This is a genomic window from Streptomyces alboniger (assembly GCF_008704395.1).
GTDB lineage: Bacteria > Actinomycetota > Actinomycetes > Streptomycetales > Streptomycetaceae > Streptomyces > Streptomyces alboniger.
The window spans coordinates 428,763-448,310 of the sequence record NZ_CP023695.1 but is presented as its reverse complement, the minus strand read 5'-3'; the positions used below and the strand labels follow the sequence as shown (position 1 = coordinate 448,310).

14 protein-coding genes and 2 pseudogenes are annotated in these 19,548 nt (G+C 72.5%); 6 read left to right on the top strand and 10 right to left on the bottom strand.

Going from position 1 to position 19,548, the window contains the following annotated elements:
* Positions 1–95: 95 nt before the first annotated feature.
* Positions 96–1,676 carry an alkaline phosphatase D family protein gene (locus CP975_RS01940; protein ID WP_055528178.1) on the bottom strand — a complete coding sequence of 527 codons (1,581 nt, stop codon included), beginning with the start codon at positions 1,674–1,676 and terminating at the stop codon, positions 96–98.
* A 194-nt stretch (positions 1,677–1,870) separates the two neighbouring features.
* On the opposite strand from CP975_RS01940, the gene CP975_RS01935 reads away from it, so the two are divergent.
* Positions 1,871–2,281, top strand: coding sequence for a VOC family protein (locus CP975_RS01935; RefSeq protein WP_055528179.1), 411 nt, complete (start codon positions 1,871–1,873; stop codon positions 2,279–2,281).
* Here the strand turns inward: CP975_RS01935 and pdxR are convergent.
* Positions 2,239–3,721 (bottom strand): annotated as a pseudogene (gene pdxR, locus CP975_RS01930) (MocR-like pyridoxine biosynthesis transcription factor PdxR). The gene CP975_RS01935 and the pseudogene pdxR sit on opposite strands and share 43 nt — an antisense overlap.
* Positions 3,722–3,811: 90 nt before the next feature.
* Between pdxR and CP975_RS01925 the strand changes: the two are divergent.
* The 3 genes from CP975_RS01925 (at position 3,812) to CP975_RS01915 (ending at position 6,778) form a co-directional block, all read left to right on the top strand.
* Positions 3,812–4,741, top strand: a complete 930-nt coding sequence (locus CP975_RS01925) for a DMT family transporter (protein WP_055528180.1) — start codon at positions 3,812–3,814, stop codon at positions 4,739–4,741.
* Positions 4,742–4,823: 82 nt separating this feature from the next.
* Positions 4,824–5,714 carry an RNA polymerase sigma-70 factor gene (locus tag CP975_RS01920; RefSeq protein WP_055528181.1) on the top strand — a complete coding sequence of 297 codons (891 nt, stop codon included), beginning with the start codon at positions 4,824–4,826 and terminating at the stop codon, positions 5,712–5,714.
* Positions 5,715–6,019: 305 nt separating this feature from the next.
* On the top strand, positions 6,020–6,778 hold the full coding sequence (locus CP975_RS01915) for a GntR family transcriptional regulator (RefSeq protein ID WP_055528183.1): 759 nt from the start codon (positions 6,020–6,022) through the stop codon (positions 6,776–6,778).
* A 59-nt stretch (positions 6,779–6,837) separates the two neighbouring features.
* Here CP975_RS01915 and CP975_RS01910 read toward each other — a convergent pair whose 3' ends face one another.
* The 6 genes and pseudogenes from CP975_RS01910 to CP975_RS01885 all read right to left on the bottom strand — a co-directional run bounded on the left by CP975_RS01910 (position 6,838) and on the right by CP975_RS01885 (position 14,941).
* A complete protein-coding gene (locus tag CP975_RS01910; RefSeq protein ID WP_055528184.1) occupies positions 6,838–7,995 on the bottom strand; it encodes an ROK family transcriptional regulator in 1,158 nt (385 codons plus the stop codon).
* A 97-nt stretch (positions 7,996–8,092) separates the two neighbouring features.
* Positions 8,093–8,561, bottom strand: a pseudogene (locus CP975_RS01905) (response regulator).
* A gap of 147 nt (positions 8,562–8,708) precedes the next feature.
* On the bottom strand, positions 8,709–9,788 hold the full coding sequence (locus CP975_RS01900) for an enoyl-CoA hydratase/isomerase family protein (protein WP_055528240.1): 1,080 nt from the start codon (positions 9,786–9,788) through the stop codon (positions 8,709–8,711).
* Between the two features lie 78 nt (positions 9,789–9,866).
* Positions 9,867–10,874 carry a methylmalonyl Co-A mutase-associated GTPase MeaB gene (gene meaB, locus CP975_RS01895; RefSeq protein ID WP_055528186.1) on the bottom strand — a complete coding sequence of 336 codons (1,008 nt, stop codon included), beginning with the start codon at positions 10,872–10,874 and terminating at the stop codon, positions 9,867–9,869.
* 18 nt (positions 10,875–10,892) lie between these two features.
* Positions 10,893–13,094 (bottom strand): methylmalonyl-CoA mutase, encoded by a 2,202-nt coding sequence (gene scpA / locus CP975_RS01890; RefSeq protein ID WP_055528187.1) that lies wholly within the window; start codon positions 13,092–13,094, stop codon positions 10,893–10,895.
* A complete protein-coding gene (locus tag CP975_RS01885) occupies positions 13,094–14,941 on the bottom strand; it encodes a methylmalonyl-CoA mutase family protein (RefSeq protein ID WP_055528188.1) in 1,848 nt (615 codons plus the stop codon). The genes scpA and CP975_RS01885 overlap by 1 nt, the downstream gene beginning before the upstream one ends.
* A 339-nt stretch (positions 14,942–15,280) precedes the next feature.
* Between CP975_RS01885 and CP975_RS01880 the strand changes: the two genes are divergently transcribed.
* Entirely contained in the window at positions 15,281–15,700 is a 420-nt protein-coding gene (locus CP975_RS01880) for an SAV_915 family protein (protein ID WP_055528190.1), read from the top strand.
* 25 nt (positions 15,701–15,725) lie between these two features.
* A complete protein-coding gene (lysA, locus tag CP975_RS01875) occupies positions 15,726–17,120 on the top strand; it encodes a diaminopimelate decarboxylase (protein ID WP_150476501.1) in 1,395 nt (464 codons plus the stop codon).
* 63 nt (positions 17,121–17,183) lie between these two features.
* Here the strand turns inward: lysA and purB are convergent, their stop codons facing one another.
* Together purB and CP975_RS01865 are read right to left on the bottom strand one after the other, a co-directional pair.
* Complete coding sequence (gene purB, locus CP975_RS01870; protein WP_055528191.1) at positions 17,184–18,626, bottom strand: adenylosuccinate lyase; 1,443 nt, start codon at positions 18,624–18,626, stop codon at positions 17,184–17,186.
* A gap of 83 nt (positions 18,627–18,709) precedes the next feature.
* The gene (locus tag CP975_RS01865) at positions 18,710–19,489 is read right to left on the bottom strand and encodes an SGNH/GDSL hydrolase family protein (protein ID WP_055528192.1); all 780 of its coding nucleotides are present in this window, start codon (positions 19,487–19,489) and stop codon (positions 18,710–18,712) included.
* Between the last annotated feature and the right edge of the window lie 59 nt (positions 19,490–19,548).

Sequence of the window (19,548 nt, the reverse complement as noted above, 5' to 3'; positions counted from 1 at the left end):
GTTGCCTGATCACGAACGCCTTGTGACTGATGGGTTAAGAGGCCATCTGCCCTCTTCGCACCCTTTCGTGCCCACTCTCGGCCCGGCCCGCCCGGCTACTGCCCCACCCGGCCGGGCCGCAGGACGCGCGTGAACAGCACGCCGCCGCCCTCCTGCCGCAGGCGCACGGTGAGGTCGCCGCTGTCCCCGTCGATGTCGACCTCGCCGAAGTACTGCGGGGTCTCGGCCGGGGAGGTGTTCGCGCGGGCCGGGGCCTTGATGAACTTCTGCTCGGGGCCGAACGTCCCGTCGAGCTTCGTCGCCGGGAAGCCTCCCGCGGCCAGTGGCCCGGACACGAACTCCCAGAACGGCGCGAAGTCCTTGAACGCGGCACGCGACGGGTCGTAGTGCTGCGCCGAGGTGTAGTGCACGTCGGCCGTGAGCCACAGCGTGCCCGTGATCCTGCGGTGCTTGATGTGCCGCAGGAGGTCGGCGATCTGGAGCTCGCGGCCCAGCGGGGCACCGGGGTCGCCCTGCGCCACGGCCTCGAAGTTCACCCTGCCGTCGGGTACGACGAGACCCAGCGGCATGTCCGACGCGATCACCTTCCACACCGCCCGCGAGCGCGACAGCTCCCGCTTCAGCCAGGCCAGCTGACGGGCGCCGAGGATGCCGGTGGCGTCCTCGGTCTGTCTGTTGGGGGAGTTGGCGTTCCGGTATGAGCGCATGTCCAGGACGAACACATCCAGGAGCGGGCCGTGCCGCAGGACCCGGTACACCCGCCCGTCCTCGTCGCCCGGCGGCAGCGTCGAGAGGGGGTAGTACTCGCTGAACGCCCGCAAGGAGCGCCCCGCCAGCACGTCGACGTTCTTCTCGGTGTAGCGGGCGTCGTCCAGGATCTGCCCCGGGTACCAGTTGTTGCGCACCTCGTGGTCGTCCCACTGGACGATCGACGGCACCTGGGCGTTGAACCGCCGTACGTTCTCGTCGAGCAGGTTGTAGCGGAACGCGCCGCGGAACTCGGCCAGGGACTCGGCGACCTTGGACTTCTCCTCCGTCGTGACGTTCCGCCACACCGAGCCGTCGGGGAGGGTGACGCTCGGCAGGATCGGCCCGTCGGCGTAGATGGTGTCACCGCTGCACAGGAAGAAGTCGGGGTCGCGGCGGCGCATCTCCTCGAACACACGGAAGCCGCCGCGATCGGGGTTGATGCCCCAGCCCTGCCCGGCGATGTCCCCCGACCACAGGAAGCGCACCCCCTCCTTGCGGCCCTTCGGCGTCGTACGGAACGTGCCGGTGACCGGCTCTCCGGTGCGCCGCGGGTCGTCGGGGTCGGCCAGCAGCACCCGGTAGTGGATCTGCTCCCCCGCGGGCAGTCCGCGCAGCCTGGTCGTGCCCGTGAAGTCCGTGCCCGGACCGAGCAACGGCCCCTGCCAGCGGCGTGCGTTGCGGAACGACTCCGTGGCCGAGGTCTCCACGATCATCCGGGCCGGACGGTCGGACCGCACCCAGACGAGCCCCGCGTGCGCGGTCACGTCCCCCGCCTGGACGCCCCACCGGGCTCTCGGACGTCCCGACAGCGCGAACGAGGGCGCCGCCCCCGCCAGCGCGGGCACGGCGAGCGCCGCCGGTACGGCGAGCGATCCGCGCAGCACGCTGCGGCGGCGGGGGGCGGGACTCGGCTGACGTTGTGACATGACTGCGCCTCCAGTTGACGGGTGCGACCAGTGTGCGGGTGCCTGACCAGCCTCGGCCGATGGTCGCAGGTCTGTGGACGGATGCCCGGGGCCGTTTGTACCAGGACGGACGGCCGATGGCCGCGTGATCATCCTCTGCCTAGGCTCAGGACCGCGGCAAGCAACCGGGCGAGCCGCACAGAAGGGGGACTCCCGTGCCTGTCAACGGTCAGAGCCACATCCGTATCGCCCGTCCCTCCCGCGACCTGGCGGTCGCGGAGCGCTTCTGGGTCGACGGACTCGGACTGAAGGTGGTCTACCGGGCGGAGGGCGGCGACGCTCCCGGGGAGCACGAACTGCTCATGGTCGGCTGGCCGGACGCGTCCTGGCACCTCGAACTCGTCCACGAGGCCGCGGCTCCGGTCCAGCCGCGCCCCACCGAGGAGGACCTGCTCGTCGTCTACGTCGACGGCGAGGTCCCCGAGGAACTGCTGGCACGCCTCGAGGAGCACGGTGGCAAGCGGGTCCAGTCGCCCAACCCCTACTGGAACGAGTGGGGCGTCACGGTCGAGGACCCCGACGGCTACGGTCTGGTGCTCTGCACGCGCGCGTGGTCCAACGCCTGAATCCCTCGCGACCCTCGGACGGCGTCGGCCAGCAGCCGGACGCCCTCGGTGATCCGGGCGGGTGTCAGGTGCGCGTACCCGAGGACGAGGCTCACACCGGGCCCGGCCGGTGGCCCGTAGTCACTGAGCGGGCGGAGCGCGACCCCGGCCGCCGCGGCCCGCTCCAGGAAGACGTCCTGCGGCCCCCATCGGCTGCCGGGCAGCCGGGCGATGACGTGCAGGCCCGCCGCGATCCCCGTCACGCGCACGCCCGGCAGATGCTCACGCAGCGCCGCGACAAGAGCGTCCCTGCGGTCCCGGTAGGCGCGCTGGCAGCGGCGCAGCTGCCGGTCGTAGTCGCCCCGTTCGACGAAGCGGGCCAGGAGCGCCTGGTCCAGCGCCGGATTGCCCAGGTCCATCACGCGCTTGCGCTCGACGACCTCCTCGGCGAGGCCGTCCGGCACCAGGAGCCAGCCCAGGCGCAGGCCCGGGGCGAGTGACTTGCTCACCGAGCCGGTGTAGGCGACGTGTTCGGGGTCGAGGCCCTGCAAGGCCCCCACGGGGGCACGGTCGTAGCGGAAGTCCCCGTCGTAGTCGTCCTCGATGACGAGACCGTCCACCGACCGCGCCCAGTCCAGGAGTTCGGCACGCCGCGCCGCGGAGTAGCCGATCCCCGAGGGGAACTGGTGGGCGGGCGTGGTGACGACCGCGCGTACGTCCCGTTCCCGCAGTGCCCGCAAGTCCACGCCCTCGTCGTCCACGGGGACGCCCACCGAGGTGATGCCCGCTGCGGCGAGCAGCGTCTCGTGCTCGGGGCTCCCGGGGGACTCGACACCGGCCGTCGTCCGCCCACGCGCGCGGAGCGCCAGCGCCAGCAGCGTCATGGCCTGCGCCACTCCGGAGCACACGATGACGCGCTCGGGGTCCGCGACCACGCCCCGGCGCCGCACCAGCAGGTCCGCGAGGACCGTACGCAGTTGGGGCAGCCCGCGGGGATCGGGGTAGCCCAGCATGTGGTGCGGCAGTTCGGCGAGTACTTGGCGGTGGGCGGCGGCCCAGGCCGTGCGGGGGAACAGCGAGAGGTCGGGCACGCCGGGGAGGAAGTCCACGCGCGCGTGTCCGGGCCGGGGTGCCCGATCGCGCACCGGGGGCGCCGCGGCCCGCGCCGCCGCGCCCACCCAGGTCCCCGCCCCCCCGGTCGCTGCGCAGATAGCCCTCGGCCGTCAACTGTTCGTACGCCTCGGTGATCAGGCCGCGCGAGACGCCGAGGTCGGCGGCGAGTTCACGGCTGGACGGGAGCCGCGTGCCCGGTGCGAGCCGCCCTGATCTGACGGCCTCCCGCAGGGCCGAGCGCAGGCTGCGGCCACGGCTGCGCGCGGGAGCGGAGACCGCCGGGAGCAGCAACTCCCAGGCCGTGTTGCCATCTGGGCCGTCCACCGGACCCTGTCCCACAGGATTCACCTCGCTGGAGAGGGGAGCGGGGAAGTGGTCCCCGAACCAGCTGTGGAAGTGGACCTTAATGCGGGCCGCCCGCCTTCCTAGCGTCGGGGCATGAACGCGAACTCCACACGCGGGGCGCTGCTCGCGGCCCTCGCATGCCTCCTCGTCGGCGGCTCCTTCACCGCGAACAGCCTGCTGGGCGACTATCCGTACACCGGGGGCCAGTTCGTCCGCTACGGACTGGCCTTCCTGCTCCTGCTGCCCTTGCCGGGAAAGGGCGGGACCGCCGCCCTGCGACGCCTGCCACGGCGGGCGTGGGGCCGCCTCGCGCTCCTGGCGGCTGTGGGGATGGTCGGATTCAACATGGCCATCCTGGCCGCGGAACGGTCGGCGGAACCTGCCGTACCGGGTGTCTTCGTAGGATGCGCCCCGGTGATCGTCGCCCTCCTGGTACCGCTCCTGGAACGTCGTACCCCTCAACGCACCGTCATCCAGGGGGCGCTCTTCGTCGCCGTCGGCGCCTTCGTCGTCCAGGGGTGGGGGCGCACCGACGGCCTGGGGCTCCTCTTCTCGGTCGGCGCGCTCGCCGGGGAGGTCGGGTTCGCGGTGCTCGCGGTTCCCGTGGTGCGTCCGCTCGGCCCCAGGCTGCTCGCGGCGACGGTGTGCGCGCTCGCCGCCGTCGAGTCGGCCGCCCTCGGTGTCGTCCTCGACGGAAGCGAGTTCGTGCGGTGGCCGGACCGGACCGAGGGCGCCGCTTTGCTGTGGCAGGCGGTCGTCGTCACCGTCGTCGGCTTCGTGCTCTGGTACACGGGGCTCCAGCGCATCGGCGCCGAGCGGGCCACGCTCTTCTCGGGCCTCATCCCGGTCGCCGCGGCGTGCACCGCGCCCCTGGTCGGCACGGGCACGTACGGCGCGGCCCAGGCCGTCGGCAGCGCCCTTGTCGGGGTCGGAGTGGCCGTGGGCTCCGGTGTCCTGCGCCGGCGCCCGTCTGCGGTAGGTGTCGACGATGACGGCGGCCAGGGTCTCCAGTTGCGGCCGTGACTGCTCGCGGCGGGCGACGGTGTGCCGAGCGCCGCACCGTTTTCTTCTGGACAGCGGATGCCCCGTGAGCTGGGATGGAGGGGTGGCTACCGACAGCGTGACCGACCTCTTCGAACAGCACCGCCCCGTCCTGATGGGTGTCGCCTACCGCATGCTCGGCCGGGTGGCCGACGCGGAGGACGTCGTCCAGGAAGCCTGGCTCCGCTGGTCCGCCGCCGACCACGACCAAGTGCGCGAACCGCGCGCCTACTTGGTGCGCGTCACCACACGCCTCGCCATCGACCGCCTCCGCCACGTGCAGTCCCGGCGCGAGGCGTACGTGGGGCCGTGGCTCCCCGAGCCCTACGCCACCGAGTTCGGCCCGACCGTCCCCGACACGGCCGAGCGGGCCGTGCTCGCGGAGTCCGTCTCCCTGGCGGTCCTCGTCGTCCTGGAGTCCCTCTCGCCCCTGGAGCGCGCCGTCTTCGTGCTGCGGGAGGCGTTCGGGTTCCCGTTCGCCGAGATCGCGCTCACGCTGGACCGCACGGAGGCCGCGGTGCGCCAGCTCGCCGGGCGGGCTCGCAAGCACGTCGAGGCGGGCCGCCCCCGCTACGAGGTGGACCCGGCCGAGCGCCGCGATCTGACCGAGCGGTTCCTGGCCGCGGCGGCGGAGGGCGACCTCGACGGCCTGATGTCGCTGCTAGCGCCGGACGTCCGCCTGGTCGGCGACAGCGGCGGCAAGGCCAAGGCCCCTGTGCGCGTCCTCGAGAGCGCCGACAAGGTGGGCCGCTTCCTGCACGGCATCGCGGGCAAGGGCATCGCCCCGGGGGCCGAGCTGGAATTCCGCTTCGTCGAACTCAACGGCGCCGAGTCCCTGCTCTTCCTGGTCGACGGCAAACCCGACAGCGTGTTCCAGGTGGACGTCGCCGACGGTCGCATCCAGAGCATCTACATCATCCGTAATCCGGACAAGCTCGTGACGCTCGCTCGGTAGAGCAGCGACGAAAAGACGGCTTAAACCACACAATTCCGCAGAAAGAAACCCCCACCGCTCGGTGGGGGTTTCTTTCTGCGGAATTCCGGCGCCCCTGCACGCGCGCGTGGCCGATTACGCCTGCTTGGCCGCGTGCGAACACCGCGTGAATGCTCTGTGGCGTCACTCCTGTGCGGGCTGTAACGGATCGAGGATTGGTCTTGACCAAGGGTGGGTCCAGGCCTATGGTCGCAGGGATAGTGCAGGAACCTTTAATAAACAAGGGCGCTAAAAAGCCGCCGGTGACGGCGATTGCGGAGGACAGGGTGGGGACCACGCAGCTCGAAACGGTGCCGGAGCCGAAGTACTGGCACCTGAAGACCGTGCTCAGTGAGGCGCTCGACTCCGAGTTCGCCGTGGGGGAGATCCTGCCCAACGAGCGTGAGCTGGCCGCCCGCTTCGGCGTCGCCCGCGCCACCCTCCGTCAGGCGCTCGAACAGCTTGAGCTGGAAGGCCGGCTCCAGCGCCGCCGCGGCGTGGGTACGACCGTGGCGCCGCCGCGCATGGGTGTCCCCGTGGGGTCCGCGCAGGGTGCCTGGCCGGGCGCGGCCGGTGACGCCTGGCAGCCCGCGGACTGCGCTCCGGGGACCCCGCCCGCGGGTGTCGCCCGGATGCTGGAGACCCACCCCGACGAGCAGGTGCACATCGTGCGCCGCACCCGCGTCTCGCAGGGCCAGCCCGTCGCCGCCGAACTGCTGTACGTCCCGATGTCGTCCGTCGCCGAACTGACCGGCATGGACGCCCCCTCCGGCGCCGCCCGCGCGCGCGTGGTCCTGCGCGAGCTGGCGCGGCACGGCCTCGAAGGGCAGGACAGGGCCGTCGAGCTGGGCTCGGCCCGCGCGGACGACGCCAAGGCGCTCGACCGCCTGCCGGGAGCCCCCGTCCTCGTCGTGACGACCCGCTTCCTCGCCGAGGGCCGCACGGCCGCGGTCTCCGTGGCGACCTACCGCGCGGACACCTGCCGGCTCACCTTCGGCGACTCCGGCGGCGTGGAGATCCACCACGGTCCGCAGCGCCAGGCCTGACACCGGCTGCCCCGCGGCGCACCGCACCGCGCCGCGCGTGGCCGGCTGGCCTCAGAGCCTCACCGCCGGGCGGTGACGGTGCCCTCCACGGCGAACAGCTGCTCGTCGACGTGGTCGAGCGCCAGCCGCAGCGCCCCTGTCGCCACCGCCGCCTCGCCGAGCACCGACAGCGCGACACGGGGCGGCCGCAGGCAGTAGCGCGCCAACTCCCGGTGCAGCGGCTCCAGCACGCCGTCCAGGCCCGCCGCCCAGCCGCCCACGACGACCAGTTCGGGATCGAGGGCGAGCACCAAAGCCGCCACATCGTGCACGAGGCGCTGGATGAAACGGTTCACCGCCGCCCGGGCCCGCTCGTCGCCCTCCCGCGCGTGCGCGAAGACCTCGGCGACGGCCTGCTCGTCCAAGGGGTGCAGCGGCTCGCCCGTGGTGGACAGCAGCGTCTCCGGAGTGACCTCACGGCCCAGCAGGTGCAGCGCCCCGATCTCGCCCGCCGCGCCGCCGTAGCCGCGGTGCAGCCGGCCGCCGATCAGCGACCCGGCCCCCGGGCTCAGCCCCGCGAGGACGAAGACCACGTCGTCGGTGTCGGTCGCCGCGCCCTTCCAGTGCTCGGCCACGGCCGCCGCGTTCGCGTCGTTCTCCACGAGCACCGGGCACTTGAAGGAGCGGCGCAGCCGCTCACCGAGCTGGAGCCCCGTCCACTCGGGCAGCGCCGTGCTCAGCCGCACCGTGCCGTCCGCCTCCAGGATGCCGGGGCTGCCCACCCCGACCGCGCGCAGCGAGCTGCGGGCAATCCCCGCGCGGCGCAGCAGATCGGCGACCGTGGTGCGCAGGCGTTCGAGCCGCTCGTCCGCCGGGGCGTCCTCGCAGACGTCCTTCGACGCCGTCCCGAGGATCGTGCCGTCCAGATCCGACAGGACGGCGGCCACGCGGTGCGGCCCGACCTCCAGACCCAGCAGATGACCCGCCTCCGCCCGGAAGCGGAACTTCCGCGCGGGCCGCCCCTGGCGCCGGGCGCCGCTGTCCTCGGGCGCGGACTCCACCACGAGCCCGGCCTCGATGAGCCCCTCCACGACCCCCTCCACGGTGGGCCGCGAGAGCCCGGTCACCCGGGCGATCTCCGTGAGCGTCGCCAAGTCCGTGGCGCGCAGCGCGTGCAGCACCACCGCGGAGTTGATCCGCCGCAACAGAGAGGGGTCCCCGCCGGTCAGCTGCCCCAACGTCCGTCCTCCCAGCGTGTGCGCATGATGGCCGGATCGTACTCGTAGGACGGGGCGGCGGCGAGTGCCGGGCCCGCATTCGCCCTGCGTACGGCCGTCATCGCGGCGAGACGAAACCGGATGCGTACGCGACGACGATCCCCTGTGTCCGGTCGCGCGCACCCAGCACGGCGAGGATGCCGCCGACATGTGACGTGACGGTCCCCGTGCCGACGACCTCCCGCTCGGTGAGCGCCGCCCGGTCGAGCGCGGCCCGCGCTCCGCGTGTTGCCCCGCTCCTCGCCGTACCCGCCCGCCGGCTGCCGCACGGCGTGCACGATCTCCGCGGGTCCGGCCCGCATCAGCAAGAAGCCGTCGGCGCCCGCGCGCAGCGCCTCGTACACGTACTCGTCGTTCCCGAAGGCCGTCACGACGAGGATCTTCGGCGGGTCCTGCACCGTGCGCGGCACCGCGAGGGTGGCCTCGATGCCGTCGAGCAGCGGCATGCGGACGTCCATGGCGATCACGCTGGGCCGCAGCTCGCGGACGAAGGGCTCGTCGTCGACGAGGAGCACGGTGGCGGGCATCCGGCAAGCGTAGATCACGCCGACGGAAGCTCGATGTGCACCTGCCACTCGGCGGTTCAGCCTGGCAAGCCTGTTCGCGCGCGTCATGGACGCCACCCCGGGCACCGGAGGCCCGGGCGACGCGGAGGAGATACCGCGGCCGTGGGCTCAGCCGAGCCCATCCGTGCCGGACCTGCACCTGAGGTGCGGCGCCTTTGGGCCGACGCCCTCGAAGAAGCGGGCCACGTCCGCCTCCGTCACCAGCTCCAGCGCGGCGGGCGACCAGCGCGGCCTGCGGTCCTTGTCGACGACCTGCGCTCTGATGCCCTCGGGCAGGTCGGGCGAGCCGAGGGCGGCACAGGACACGCGGTACTCCTGGTCGAGAACGGCCTCCAGGGACGGCAGTTCACGCGCCCGGCGCAGCGCGGCGAGCGTGACCTTGAGGGAGGTCGGGGACTTCGTGAGGATCGTCTCGGCCGTCTGCTTCGCGTGCCGGTCACCGCAGGCGTGCAGCCGGTCGACGATCTCCTCGACGGTGTCGGCGGCGTAGCAGTGGTCGATCCACTCGCGGTGCGCGGCGAGTTCACCCGCCGGGACCGCGGCGGCGCACCGCCGTACGGCGTCGGACGCCTCGCTGTCGGCGAGGGCCGCCGTGAACTCCTCCAGCCGCTCCGAGGGCACGTAATGGTCGGCGAGGCCGCACAGCAGCGCGTCGCCCGCGCCCACCGCCGTGCCGGTCAGCGCGAGGTGGGTGCCGAGTTCGCCCGGGGCGCGCGTGAGGAGGTAGGTGCCGCCCACGTCGGGCACGAAGCCGATGCCGGTCTCGGGCATCGCGACCCGCGAGCGTTCGGTGACCACCCGCACGCTGCCGTGCGCCGACACGCCCACGCCGCCGCCCATCACGATGCCGTCCATGACGGCGACGTACGGCTTGGGGAAGCGGGCGATGCGGGCGTTGAGGCGGTACTCGTCGTGCCAGAACGCCGCCGACGCGCCGCCGCCGCCCGCCCTGACGTCGTCGTGGATGGAGCGGATGTCGCCGCCCGCGCACAGCCCGCGCTCCCCGGCCCCGGTGAGGACGACCGTCGCCACCGACTCGTCGGCCTGCCAGGCGCTCAGGGCCTCGTCCATCAACCGGACCATGGCGTGGTTGAGGGCGTTGATGGCGCGCGGCCGGTTCAGGACGATGTGCCCCGCACCGCCCTCGCGGCGGAGCAGGACGGGCGCGTCGTCGGGGGAGGCGTTCATGCTGCGGGTGGCTCCGTTCACTTGAGGCGCGGTGCGGGAATGACCGTAACCTCCAAGGCAGAGACCGCGACCTCCGGGTCAGCCCGGAGGCGCGTGCGGGCCGCTGGCCTGGAACACGGCCAGGATCCGCTCGGCCGCCGAGGTGGCCGTCAACGTCCCCTCCCGTACGCGTTGCTCCAGCTCAGGGGCGACGCGCTGCACGTCCGCGTGGCCGAGGAGCCTGCCGAGCAGTTCGTCCCGCACCATCGCCCACGTCCAGTCGACCTGCTGATCGCGGCGCTTGGCCGCGAGCCCGCCCGTCGAGTCGAGCAGCGCCCGGTGCTGTTCGATCCGCTCCCAGAGCGTGTCGAGGCCGCTCGACTCCCGAGCGCTGCACGTGAGCACCGGAGGCGTCCACGCGGCGTCGGCGGGGTGCATCAGGCGCAGCGCACCCGCCAGTTCGCGCGCGGCCGAGCGGGCGTCCCGCTCGTGCGGTCCGTCCGCCTTGTTCACGGCGATGACGTCCGCCAGCTCCAGGACGCCCTTCTTGATGCCCTGAAGCTGGTCGCCCGTGCGGGCGAGGGTCAGCAGGAGGAACGTGTCGACCATGTTCGCGACCGTCGTCTCGGACTGGCCGACGCCCACGGTCTCCACCAGCACCACGTCGTAACCCGCCGCCTCCATCACCACGATCGACTCCCGTGTCGCCTTGGCGACCCCGCCGAGCGTCCCGGCGGAGGGGGACGGGCGTACGAACGCTGCGGGATCCAGTGAAAGCCGCTCCATCCGGGTCTTGTCACCCAGGATGGAGCCGCCCGTGCGCGTCGACGAAGGGTCGACGGCGAGGACGGCGACCCGGTGGCCGAGCGAGGTGAGCATCGTGCCGAGCGCGTCGATGAACGTGGACTTGCCCACGCCCGGCACACCGCTGATGCCGACCCGCCGCGCCCGCCCGCTGTGCGGAAGCAGCTCGGTCAGCAACTGCTGCGCGAGCGCGCGGTGCTGGGGGCGCGTGGACTCGACGAGGGTGATGGCGCGCGCGACATACGCGCGCTTCCCGTCGAGGACGCCCTTCACATATGTGTCGATGTCGATCGTCACAGGCATGAGTCGGCGCTCACCGGCTCACAGGTCGTGGCCGAGATCGGCCGCCAGTCGGGTCACCAGGTCGTACGCCGCGTCCGGGATCACCGTGCCCGGCGGGAACACGGCCGTGGCACCCGCGTCGTGCAGCGCCTCGACGTCCTGCGGGGGAATCACCCCACCCACGACGATCATGATGTCCTCGCGGCCCTCCGCGGCCAGTTCCTCACGCAGCGCCGGTACGAGGGTCAGGTGCCCGGCGGCCAGCGAGGAGACGCCCACGATGTGCACGTCGGCCTCGACGGCCTGGCGGGCGACCTCCGAAGGAGTCTGGAAGAGCGGGCCGACGTCCACGTCGAAGCCGAGGTCGGCGAAGGCGCTGGCGATGACCTTCTGGCCGCGGTCGTGCCCGTCCTGGCCCATCTTGGCGACCAGGATGCGCGGACGGCGCCCCTCGGCCTCGTCGAAGGCGTCCACCAGCGTGCGTGTGCGCTCGACGGACGGGGACTGGCCTGCTTCGGTGCGGTACACACCGGAGATCGTACGGATCTGGCCCGCGTGCCGCCCGTACACGCTCTCCAACGCGTCGGAGATCTCACCGACCGTGGCCTTCGCCCGTGCCGCGTCGCCCGCGAGCGCGAGCAGATTGCCCTCCAGACCCGGGCCCGAGCCGCGCTCGGCCGCCGCGGTGAGCGCGCGCAGCGCGTCCTGGCAGGCCGTGTCGTCACGCTCCTCGCGCAGGCGGCGCAGCTTGGCGATCTGCTGGGTGCGGACCGAGGAGTTGTCGACCTTCAGGACCTCGATCTGCTCGTCGGTCTCCACCCGGTACTTGTTGACGCCGATGACCGGCTGACGACCCGAGTCGATGCGGGCCTGCGTGCGCGCGGCGGCCTCCTCCACGCGCAGCTTCGGGATGCCCGCGTCGATGGCCTGTGCCATGCCGCCGGCCGCCTCGACCTCCTCGATGTGCTGCCAGGCGCGGCGTGCGAGGTCGTACGTCAGCTTCTCGACGTACGCGCTGCCGCCCCACGGGTCGATCGTCCGCGTCGTCCCCGACTCCTGCTGGATCAGGAGCTGGGTGTTGCGGGCGATGCGCGCGGAGAAGTCGGTCGGCAGGGCGAGCGCCTCGTCCAGGGCGTTCGTGTGCAGGGACTGGGTGTGCCCCTGCGTCGCCGCCATCGCCTCGACGCACGTACGCGTGACGTTGTTGAACACGTCCTGCGCGGTCAGTGACCAGCCCGACGTCTGCGAATGGGTGCGCAGGGACAGCGACTTGGCGTTCTTCGGGTCGAACTGCTTGACCAGCTTCGCCCACAGCAGGCGCGCCGCGCGGAGCTTGGCGACCTCCATGAAGAAGTTCATGCCGATCGCCCAGAAGAACGAGAGCCGGGGCGCGAACGCGTCGACGTCCAGGCCCGCCTCCTGCCCGGCGCGCAGATACTCGACCCCGTCGGCCAGCGTGTACGCCAGCTCCAAGTCGGCCGTCGCACCCGCCTCCTGGATGTGATAGCCGGAGATCGAGATGGAGTTGTAGCGCGGCATCTTCTGCGACGTGTACGCGAAGATGTCGGAGATGATCCGCATCGAGGGCTTCGGCGGATAGATATAGGTGTTGCGGACCATGAACTCTTTGAGAATGTCGTTCTGAATGGTCCCGGCCAGCTTCTCGGGCGGCACGCCCTGTTCCTCGGCCGCCACGATGTACAGCGCCAGTACGGGAAGCACGGCGCCGTTCATCGTCATCGACACCGTCATCTTGTCCAGCGGGATGCCGTCGAAGAGCTGACGCATGTCGTAGATGGAGTCGATGGCGACGCCCGCCATGCCGACGTCACCGGTGACGCGCGGGTGATCGCTGTCGTACCCGCGGTGCGTGGGCAGGTCGAAGGCGACCGAGAGACCCTTCTGGCCTGCCGCGAGATTGCGCCGGTAGAAGGCGTTGGACTCCTCGGCGGTGGAGAATCCCGCGTACTGCCGGATCGTCCAGGGCTGGTTCACGTACATCGTCGGGTAGGGGCCGCGCAGGTACGGGGCGACGCCGGGGTAGGTGTCCAGGAAGTCCAGGCCCTCCAGGTCGGCGCCCGTGTACAGCGGCTTGACCGCGATGCCCTCGGGCGTCTCCCACAGCAGGTCGCTCTCGGACTTGCCCGTGGCCTCCTTCACCGCGGTGCGCCACTGCTCGTACGAGCCCTCCGCACCCGCGCCGGAACCCAGGTCGACGGAGGAGAAATCGGGGATGCGCATTACGCCACTCCCATACGGTCGAGGGTGGAGGAGAGCACGGTCACGGCGTCGCAACCGGCGAAGACGTACGAGTCGACGCCGTCGTACTCGCCGCGACCGGCGAGGAACACATGGTCGGCGCCCGCCTCCTTGAGCACCCGGGCGACTGCCTCGGCCTGCTCGGCGTAGAGGGTGTCGCTGGAACACAGGCACGCCACCGGAGCGCCGCTCGCCTTGAAGGCGTCGGCGGCCGTCGCCGCGTCCACGGTCGCCGGTTCGTGCACGGTCTCGATGCCGCCCGCCTGGAACAGGTTTGCGACGAAGCCGGCCCGAGCGGTGTGCGCGGCGGCGGGTCCGAGCGCGGCGAGGAACACCTTGGGGCGCGCGCCGGCCGCCTTGAGGTGGGCGTCCGAGCGGGCGCGCAGCGCTTCGTACGCCTCGTCGCGACGCACCCGGGGCAACCCACCGGCCGGCGTGGCCGGTGCGGCCTCGCGCTCGACGGGACGCTCCGCCAGGTGGGGGAACTCGCTGACCCCGGTGATCGGTTCGCGGCGCCGGGCGAGCTTCGCGCTGCGCTCGGCCCAGGTGGCGGCGAGACGCTCGCCGACCATCCCGGAGCGCAGAGCCGTCGCCTGGCCGCCGGCGCGCTCGATCTCCTGGAAGAACTCCCAGCCCGCGTGGGCGAGTTCGTCGGTGAGCCGCTCCACGTACCAGGACCCGCCCGCCGGGTCGATCACGCGGGCCAGGTGGGATTCCTCGATCAGGATCGTGGAGGTGTTGCGGGCGATACGGCGCGCGAACGCGTCCGGCAGGCCCAGGGAGTGGTCGAACGGCAGCACGGTGACGGCATCCGCGCCACCGACGCCCGCGCCGAGGCAGGCCACCGTCGTACGCAGCATGTTCACCCACGGGTCGCGGCGGGTCATCATCACCGGCGACGTCACGGCGTGCTGCCGCTGCGCGCCCGCACCGGCCGCCCCGCACACCTCGGCCACGCGCGCCCAAAGGCGCCGCGCCGCACGAAGTTTGGCGATGGTGAGGAACTGGTCGGCGGTCGCGGCGTAGCGGAACTCCAGTTGCGCGCACGCCTCTTCGACCGTCAGCCCGGCCGCGGTGAGTTCCCGCAGGTAGGCGACGCCCGTAGCGAGGGAAGCGCCCAGCTCCTGCGCGGCCGAACCGCCCGCCTCGTGATACGGCAGCGCGTCCACCGCCAGGGCCCGCAGCGCCGGGTACTCGCGAGCGCACAGCCGGGCGAGCTCGGCGGCTTCCGCCGGGTCCAACGCCTCGCCGGACCGGGCCTCGTGGCCGAGTACGTCCGCGCCGAGCGTGCCGCGTGCGGACGCCTTCGGGACGCCCGCGGCCTCGTACAGACGGAGCAGCTCGCGCGCCGCGGGGCCGAATTCGGCGCCCGCGTCGAGCGAGACCGGGGCGAGATCCAGATAGACGCCGTCCAGCGTCCGCGCGAGACCGGAGACCGGTACGCCGTGCGCGCCCACGCCCAGCCACAGCGAGGTGACGCCGTTCTCCAGGTCGGCGAGCACGGCTTCGTTCGTGCGGGCGGGGTCGGCGCTCGCGTGCCGCTGCCGCACGTCCCAGCCCGCGGCGGCGCTGCCGCCAGGGGTGCCGCCCCGTACGAAGGGGGCGAAGCCGGGGTGTCCGGCAGCGGGCGCGGTGTCGCGCGCGGTGTACAGGGGCCGGGTGGTGAGCCCGTCCTCGAGAGCGGTGGAGAGCGCTTCCTCGGCGGCCGTGCCCGATACGTCCTTACCCGACTTGCGCAGCACGCCTTCCACAAGGCGGTGCCACTGCTCATGGGTCGCATCAGGGAACTCGGCGGCCAGGGAAAGCCCGTCGTCAGGCAGGACCGTCATGCCCCGATGCTAGGGCGCAACCCCTGGCACGCGGTGCCATCAGGGGCTGTGACCTTGCCCTCTTCTGATCGCTCTTGATCTCGAACGAGCGGGCGGCTAGTGCCGCGCACGCCGTGCGCGGCCGGGACGTGAGCCGCCCCGAACCGGCTCGAGGCCCCGCTCCGGAATGGCGCCCCGTGAGACCTTCGAGTGAAGTTCCTGTCCCGACAGGCGGGAGGGGCCGCCAGTATCGCGTCAGGGAGGGGCGTTGACGCGTCAACGTCGCGTTATCGAGGGTCGGTTGGCACTGCGTGCCGGGCATAACGTCTACGTACACCTTCTCTCCACCGGAGGAACCCCATGGCACAACTTCTGCGCGACGAGGACCCCGAGCCCTGCGAACGTGGCCCGGCCGGGCCACTGTTCGTCCCCGTCCGGCCGGGGCCCGCGGGGTGCGTGGCCCGCCTGTTCCGCACACCTGTCGGCGAGCGCACCGCCGTCGCCTTCACCACCGCGCAGCGCCTGAGGGCGGCCCTCGGCCTCCGGCAGGCGTGGATCAGGCTCTCCGAACCGGCACTGCGTGCCCTTGCCGCGCCGCTCGGCGTCAGCGGCATCACCGTCGACCCCCGGCTGGCCGCCCATCCCGTCGGTCCGGCACCGGTGCGGCTCGGCTCGCGGCGTGCCGCCGCCCGGTACGGCCAGGGCCCGCTGGCGGTGGGCGCGCCGCGGGCGACCGGCCCGGCGTCCTTCGCGGGCGCGCCCACCCCGTGGATCGGCTGAGGACGAGGCGAAGAGAGAACCTGCCATGACCACGCTGCACGTACCCCCGTTCCCGGCCCCCGCCCGGGGGTCATCCCCGGCTGCTGCCGCCACCGCTGCCGCTGCCGTCACCGCTCCGCCCGACGAGGCCCTCTCCGTCTGGCCCGCGTCCACCACCCCGCTCGCCCACGGTGACCTCGCCGTCGGCGGTGTGCCGCTCACCGAGGTCGCCGAGCGCTTCGGCACCCCCGCCTACCTCCTCGACGAGGGCGACGTGCGCGCCCGCTGCCGCGGCTACCTGCACGCCTTCGAGGACGCCGAGGTCCTCTACGCCGCCAAGGCGTTCCTGTGCCGCGCGATGGCGCACTGGATCGCCGAGGAGGGCCTCGGCCTGGACGTCTGCTCGGCCGGGGAGCTGGAGCTCGCCGTCACCACGGGCTTCCCCGCGGACCGCATCGTGCTGCACGGCAACGCCAAGAGCCCCGACGACCTGCGGGCCGCCCTCAGGCTCGGCGTCGGCCGCATCGTCATCGACAGCGCGTCGGAGATCGCGCGACTGGCCGCCGCCGTACCGCAGGGCAGCCGCCAGAAGGTGATGGTCCGGGTGGTGCCGGGCATCATGGCGGGCGCCCACGCCAAGATCCGCACGGGCACGGACGACCAGAAGTTCGGCCTGTCCATCACGGACGGCTCGGCGCAGCACGCCATCACCCGCATCCTCGGCCAGCCGGCTCTCGACCTGGTGGGCCTGCACTGCCACCTGGGTTCGCAGATCACCGCCGAGAAGCCCTTCCTGTGCGCGGTGCGCCGCCTGGTGGGGCTCATGGCGCGGATCAAGGACCAGCACGGGGTCACCCTCCCCGAACTGGACCTCGGAGGCGGGCACGGCATCGCGTACCGCCCCGGCGAGGACGCCCTCGACATCGTTTCCCTCGCCCGCAAGGTGCGCGCCGAGCTGGTCGAGAGCTGCGCGGCGGCGGGGCTGACCGTGCCACGGCTCATCGTGGAACCGGGCCGGGCGATCGCCGGCCCGGCCGGGGTGGCGCTCTACCGGGTGCTTGCGGTCAAGCGGACCGGCGGGCAGGTCTTCGTCGCGGTGGACGGCGGCATGAGCGACAACCCGCGGCCCGCGCTGTACGGGGTGCGGTACGTGCCCCGTCTCATCGGACGGCGCTCCGCCGCCGGGCCGCAGCCGATGACGGTGGTGGGGAGGCACTGCGAGGCGGGCGACGTCCTCGCTTCGGATGTGCCGCTCCCCGCAGACGTACACCCCGGTGACCTGCTCGCCGTGCCGGTGGCGGGGGCGTACCACCTGTCGATGGCGTCCGGCTACAACCTCGTGGGCCGTCCGCCCGTGGTCGCGGTGGCCGACGGACACGCCAGGCTGCTGGTGCGCCGCGAATCACTGGAGGACTACCGCAGCAGGGACGTGGGCCTGTAGTCGTCGCGGAACGCGTCGGCCCCGGGGCATCGCGCCCCGGGGCCGACGTAGGTGCTACGGGTCTCAGAGAATGGCGCCCGGCGTGTAGGCCGCGGCCTCCGGGTGGTCCTTCAGGAGCGCCTCGATCTGCGCGACGACCGTGGCGACCTGGTCGCTCGCCGCCCCCGTGAAGGACAGCTTGTCGGCCATCAGCTCGTCGAGCTGGGCGCGGTCCAGCGGGATGCGGGAGTCCGCCGCGAGCTTGTCGAGCAGTTCATTGCGCTCGGCGCCCTGCTCGCGCATGGCGAGCGCGGAGGCGACCGCGTTCTCCTTGATGGCCTCGTGGGCCTCCTCGCGGCCGACACCCGCGCGCACCGAGGCCATCAGGACCTTGGTGGTGGCGAGGAAGGGGAGGTAGCGGTCCAGCTCGCGCGCGACGACCGCCGGGAAGGCGCCGAACTCGTCGAGCACCGTCAGGAAGGTCTCCAGGAGACCGTCGAGCGCGAAGAACGCGTCGGGCAGCGCGACCCGGCGCACGACCGAGCAGGAGACGTCGCCCTCGTTCCACTGGTCGCCCGCCAGCTCGCCGGTCATCGAGGCGTAGCCGCGCAGGATGACGGTGAGGCCGTTGACGCGCTCGCAGGAGCGGGTGTTCATCTTGTGCGGCATCGCGGACGAGCCGACCTGGCCCGGCTTGAAGCCCTCGGTGACCAGCTCGTGCCCGGCCATCAGACGGATCGTCTTGGCGATCGAGGACGGCGCGGCGGCGACCTGCACCAGCGCGGTGACGACCTCGTAGTCCAGCGAGCGCGGGTAGACCTGGCCGACCGAGGTGAACGCGCGGTCGAAGCCGAGGTGCCCGGCGATGCGGTCCTCCAGCTCGGTGAGCTTGCCCGCGTCGCCGCCGAGCAGGTCGAGCATGTCCTGGGCGGTGCCGACCGGGCCCTTGATGCCGCGCAGCGGGTAGCGGCCGAGGAGGTCGTCGAGGCGGCGGTAGGCGACGAGCAGTTCGTCGGCGCCGGTCGCGAAGCGCTTGCCCAGCGTCGTCGCCTGCGCGGCGACGTTGTGGGAGCGGCCCGCCATGACCAGCTCGGCGTACTCACCGGCGAGCTTGCCGAGCCGGGCGAGGACCGCGACGGTACGGGAGCGGATCAGCTCGAGGGAGAGCCGGACCTGGAGCTGCTCGACGTTCTCGGTGAGGTCGCGCGAGGTCATGCCCTTGTGCACGTGCTCATGTCCGGCGAGGGCGTTGAACTCCTCGATGCGGGCCTTCACATCGTGGCGCGTGACCTTCTCGCGCTCGGCGATGGAGGCCAGGTCGACCTGGTCGAGGACGCGCTCGTAGTCGGCGATGGCGGCGTCCGGAACCTCGATCCCGAGGTCCTTCTGCGCGCGCAGCACGGCGAGCCAGAGCTGACGCTCCAGCTTCACCTTCTGCTCGGGCGACCAGAGGGTGGCGAGCTCGGCGGAGGCGTAACGTCCCGCGAGGACGTTCGGGATACGGGGCTTTGCAGGCGCAGCAGTCACGTGTACGGATTCTACTGGGCATTCATGCAGGCCAGCGCCACGGCCCCGTTCGTCGGAAGCTACGAGAGTCCGGCGTGCCGCCGCTAGGGGAGCGGGCCGTCCCACGGCAGGAGGTCGGGGCGCTTGGGCGGACGCCCGTCACCGGAGGAGCGGCCGGTCAGGCGGCGGCCGATCCACGGCACCAGGTGCTGCCGGGCGAACCGGGCGTCGGCGACGCGCCGCGCCGCCCAGTTGAGGGGCACCGCCGCGTCGAGCGGGGTCTGCCAGTCCTCCTCCGGCGGATAGCCGAGGGCCTGCCACACGGCCTCGGCGATCCTGCGGTGCCCCTCGGCGGTGGGGTGCAGCCGGTCCACGTCCCACAGGCGCTGATCGCCGAGGACAGGTGCGCCGTAGAGGTTCACGACGATCGCGTCATGCCGGGAGGCGAGGTCGTCGATGTGCGTGTACAGCTCCTCCATGCGCGGCCGGAACCGTTCCATCACCGGGCCGTTGCGGCCCGGGCTGCGCATCAGGACGAGCTGCTTGCAGGAGGGGGCGAGGCGTTCGACGGCCTCTTCGAGGAGGTCCCGTACGCGCTTCATGTCGCACTTGGGCCGCAGCGTGTCGTTGAGCCCGCCCACCAGCGTGACCACGTCGGCCTGCATCGCGGCCGCCACGTCCACCTGCTCGGCGACGATCTGCCCGATGAGCTTGCCGCGCACCGCGAGGTTCGCGTAGCGGAAGCCGGGGCTGTGCGCCGCCATCCGCGCGGCCAGGAGGTCGGCCCAGCCGCGGTAGGTGCCGTCGGGCCGGAGGTCCGACATGCCCTCGGTGAAGGAGTCGCCGACCGCGACGAGACTGGTGTAGTTGACATTCATCTGCATGGCGGGAGCGATGGTATCCCGCGTGGCGCGGGGCGGTCAGGGCGGGCGGCGGGTGTCGC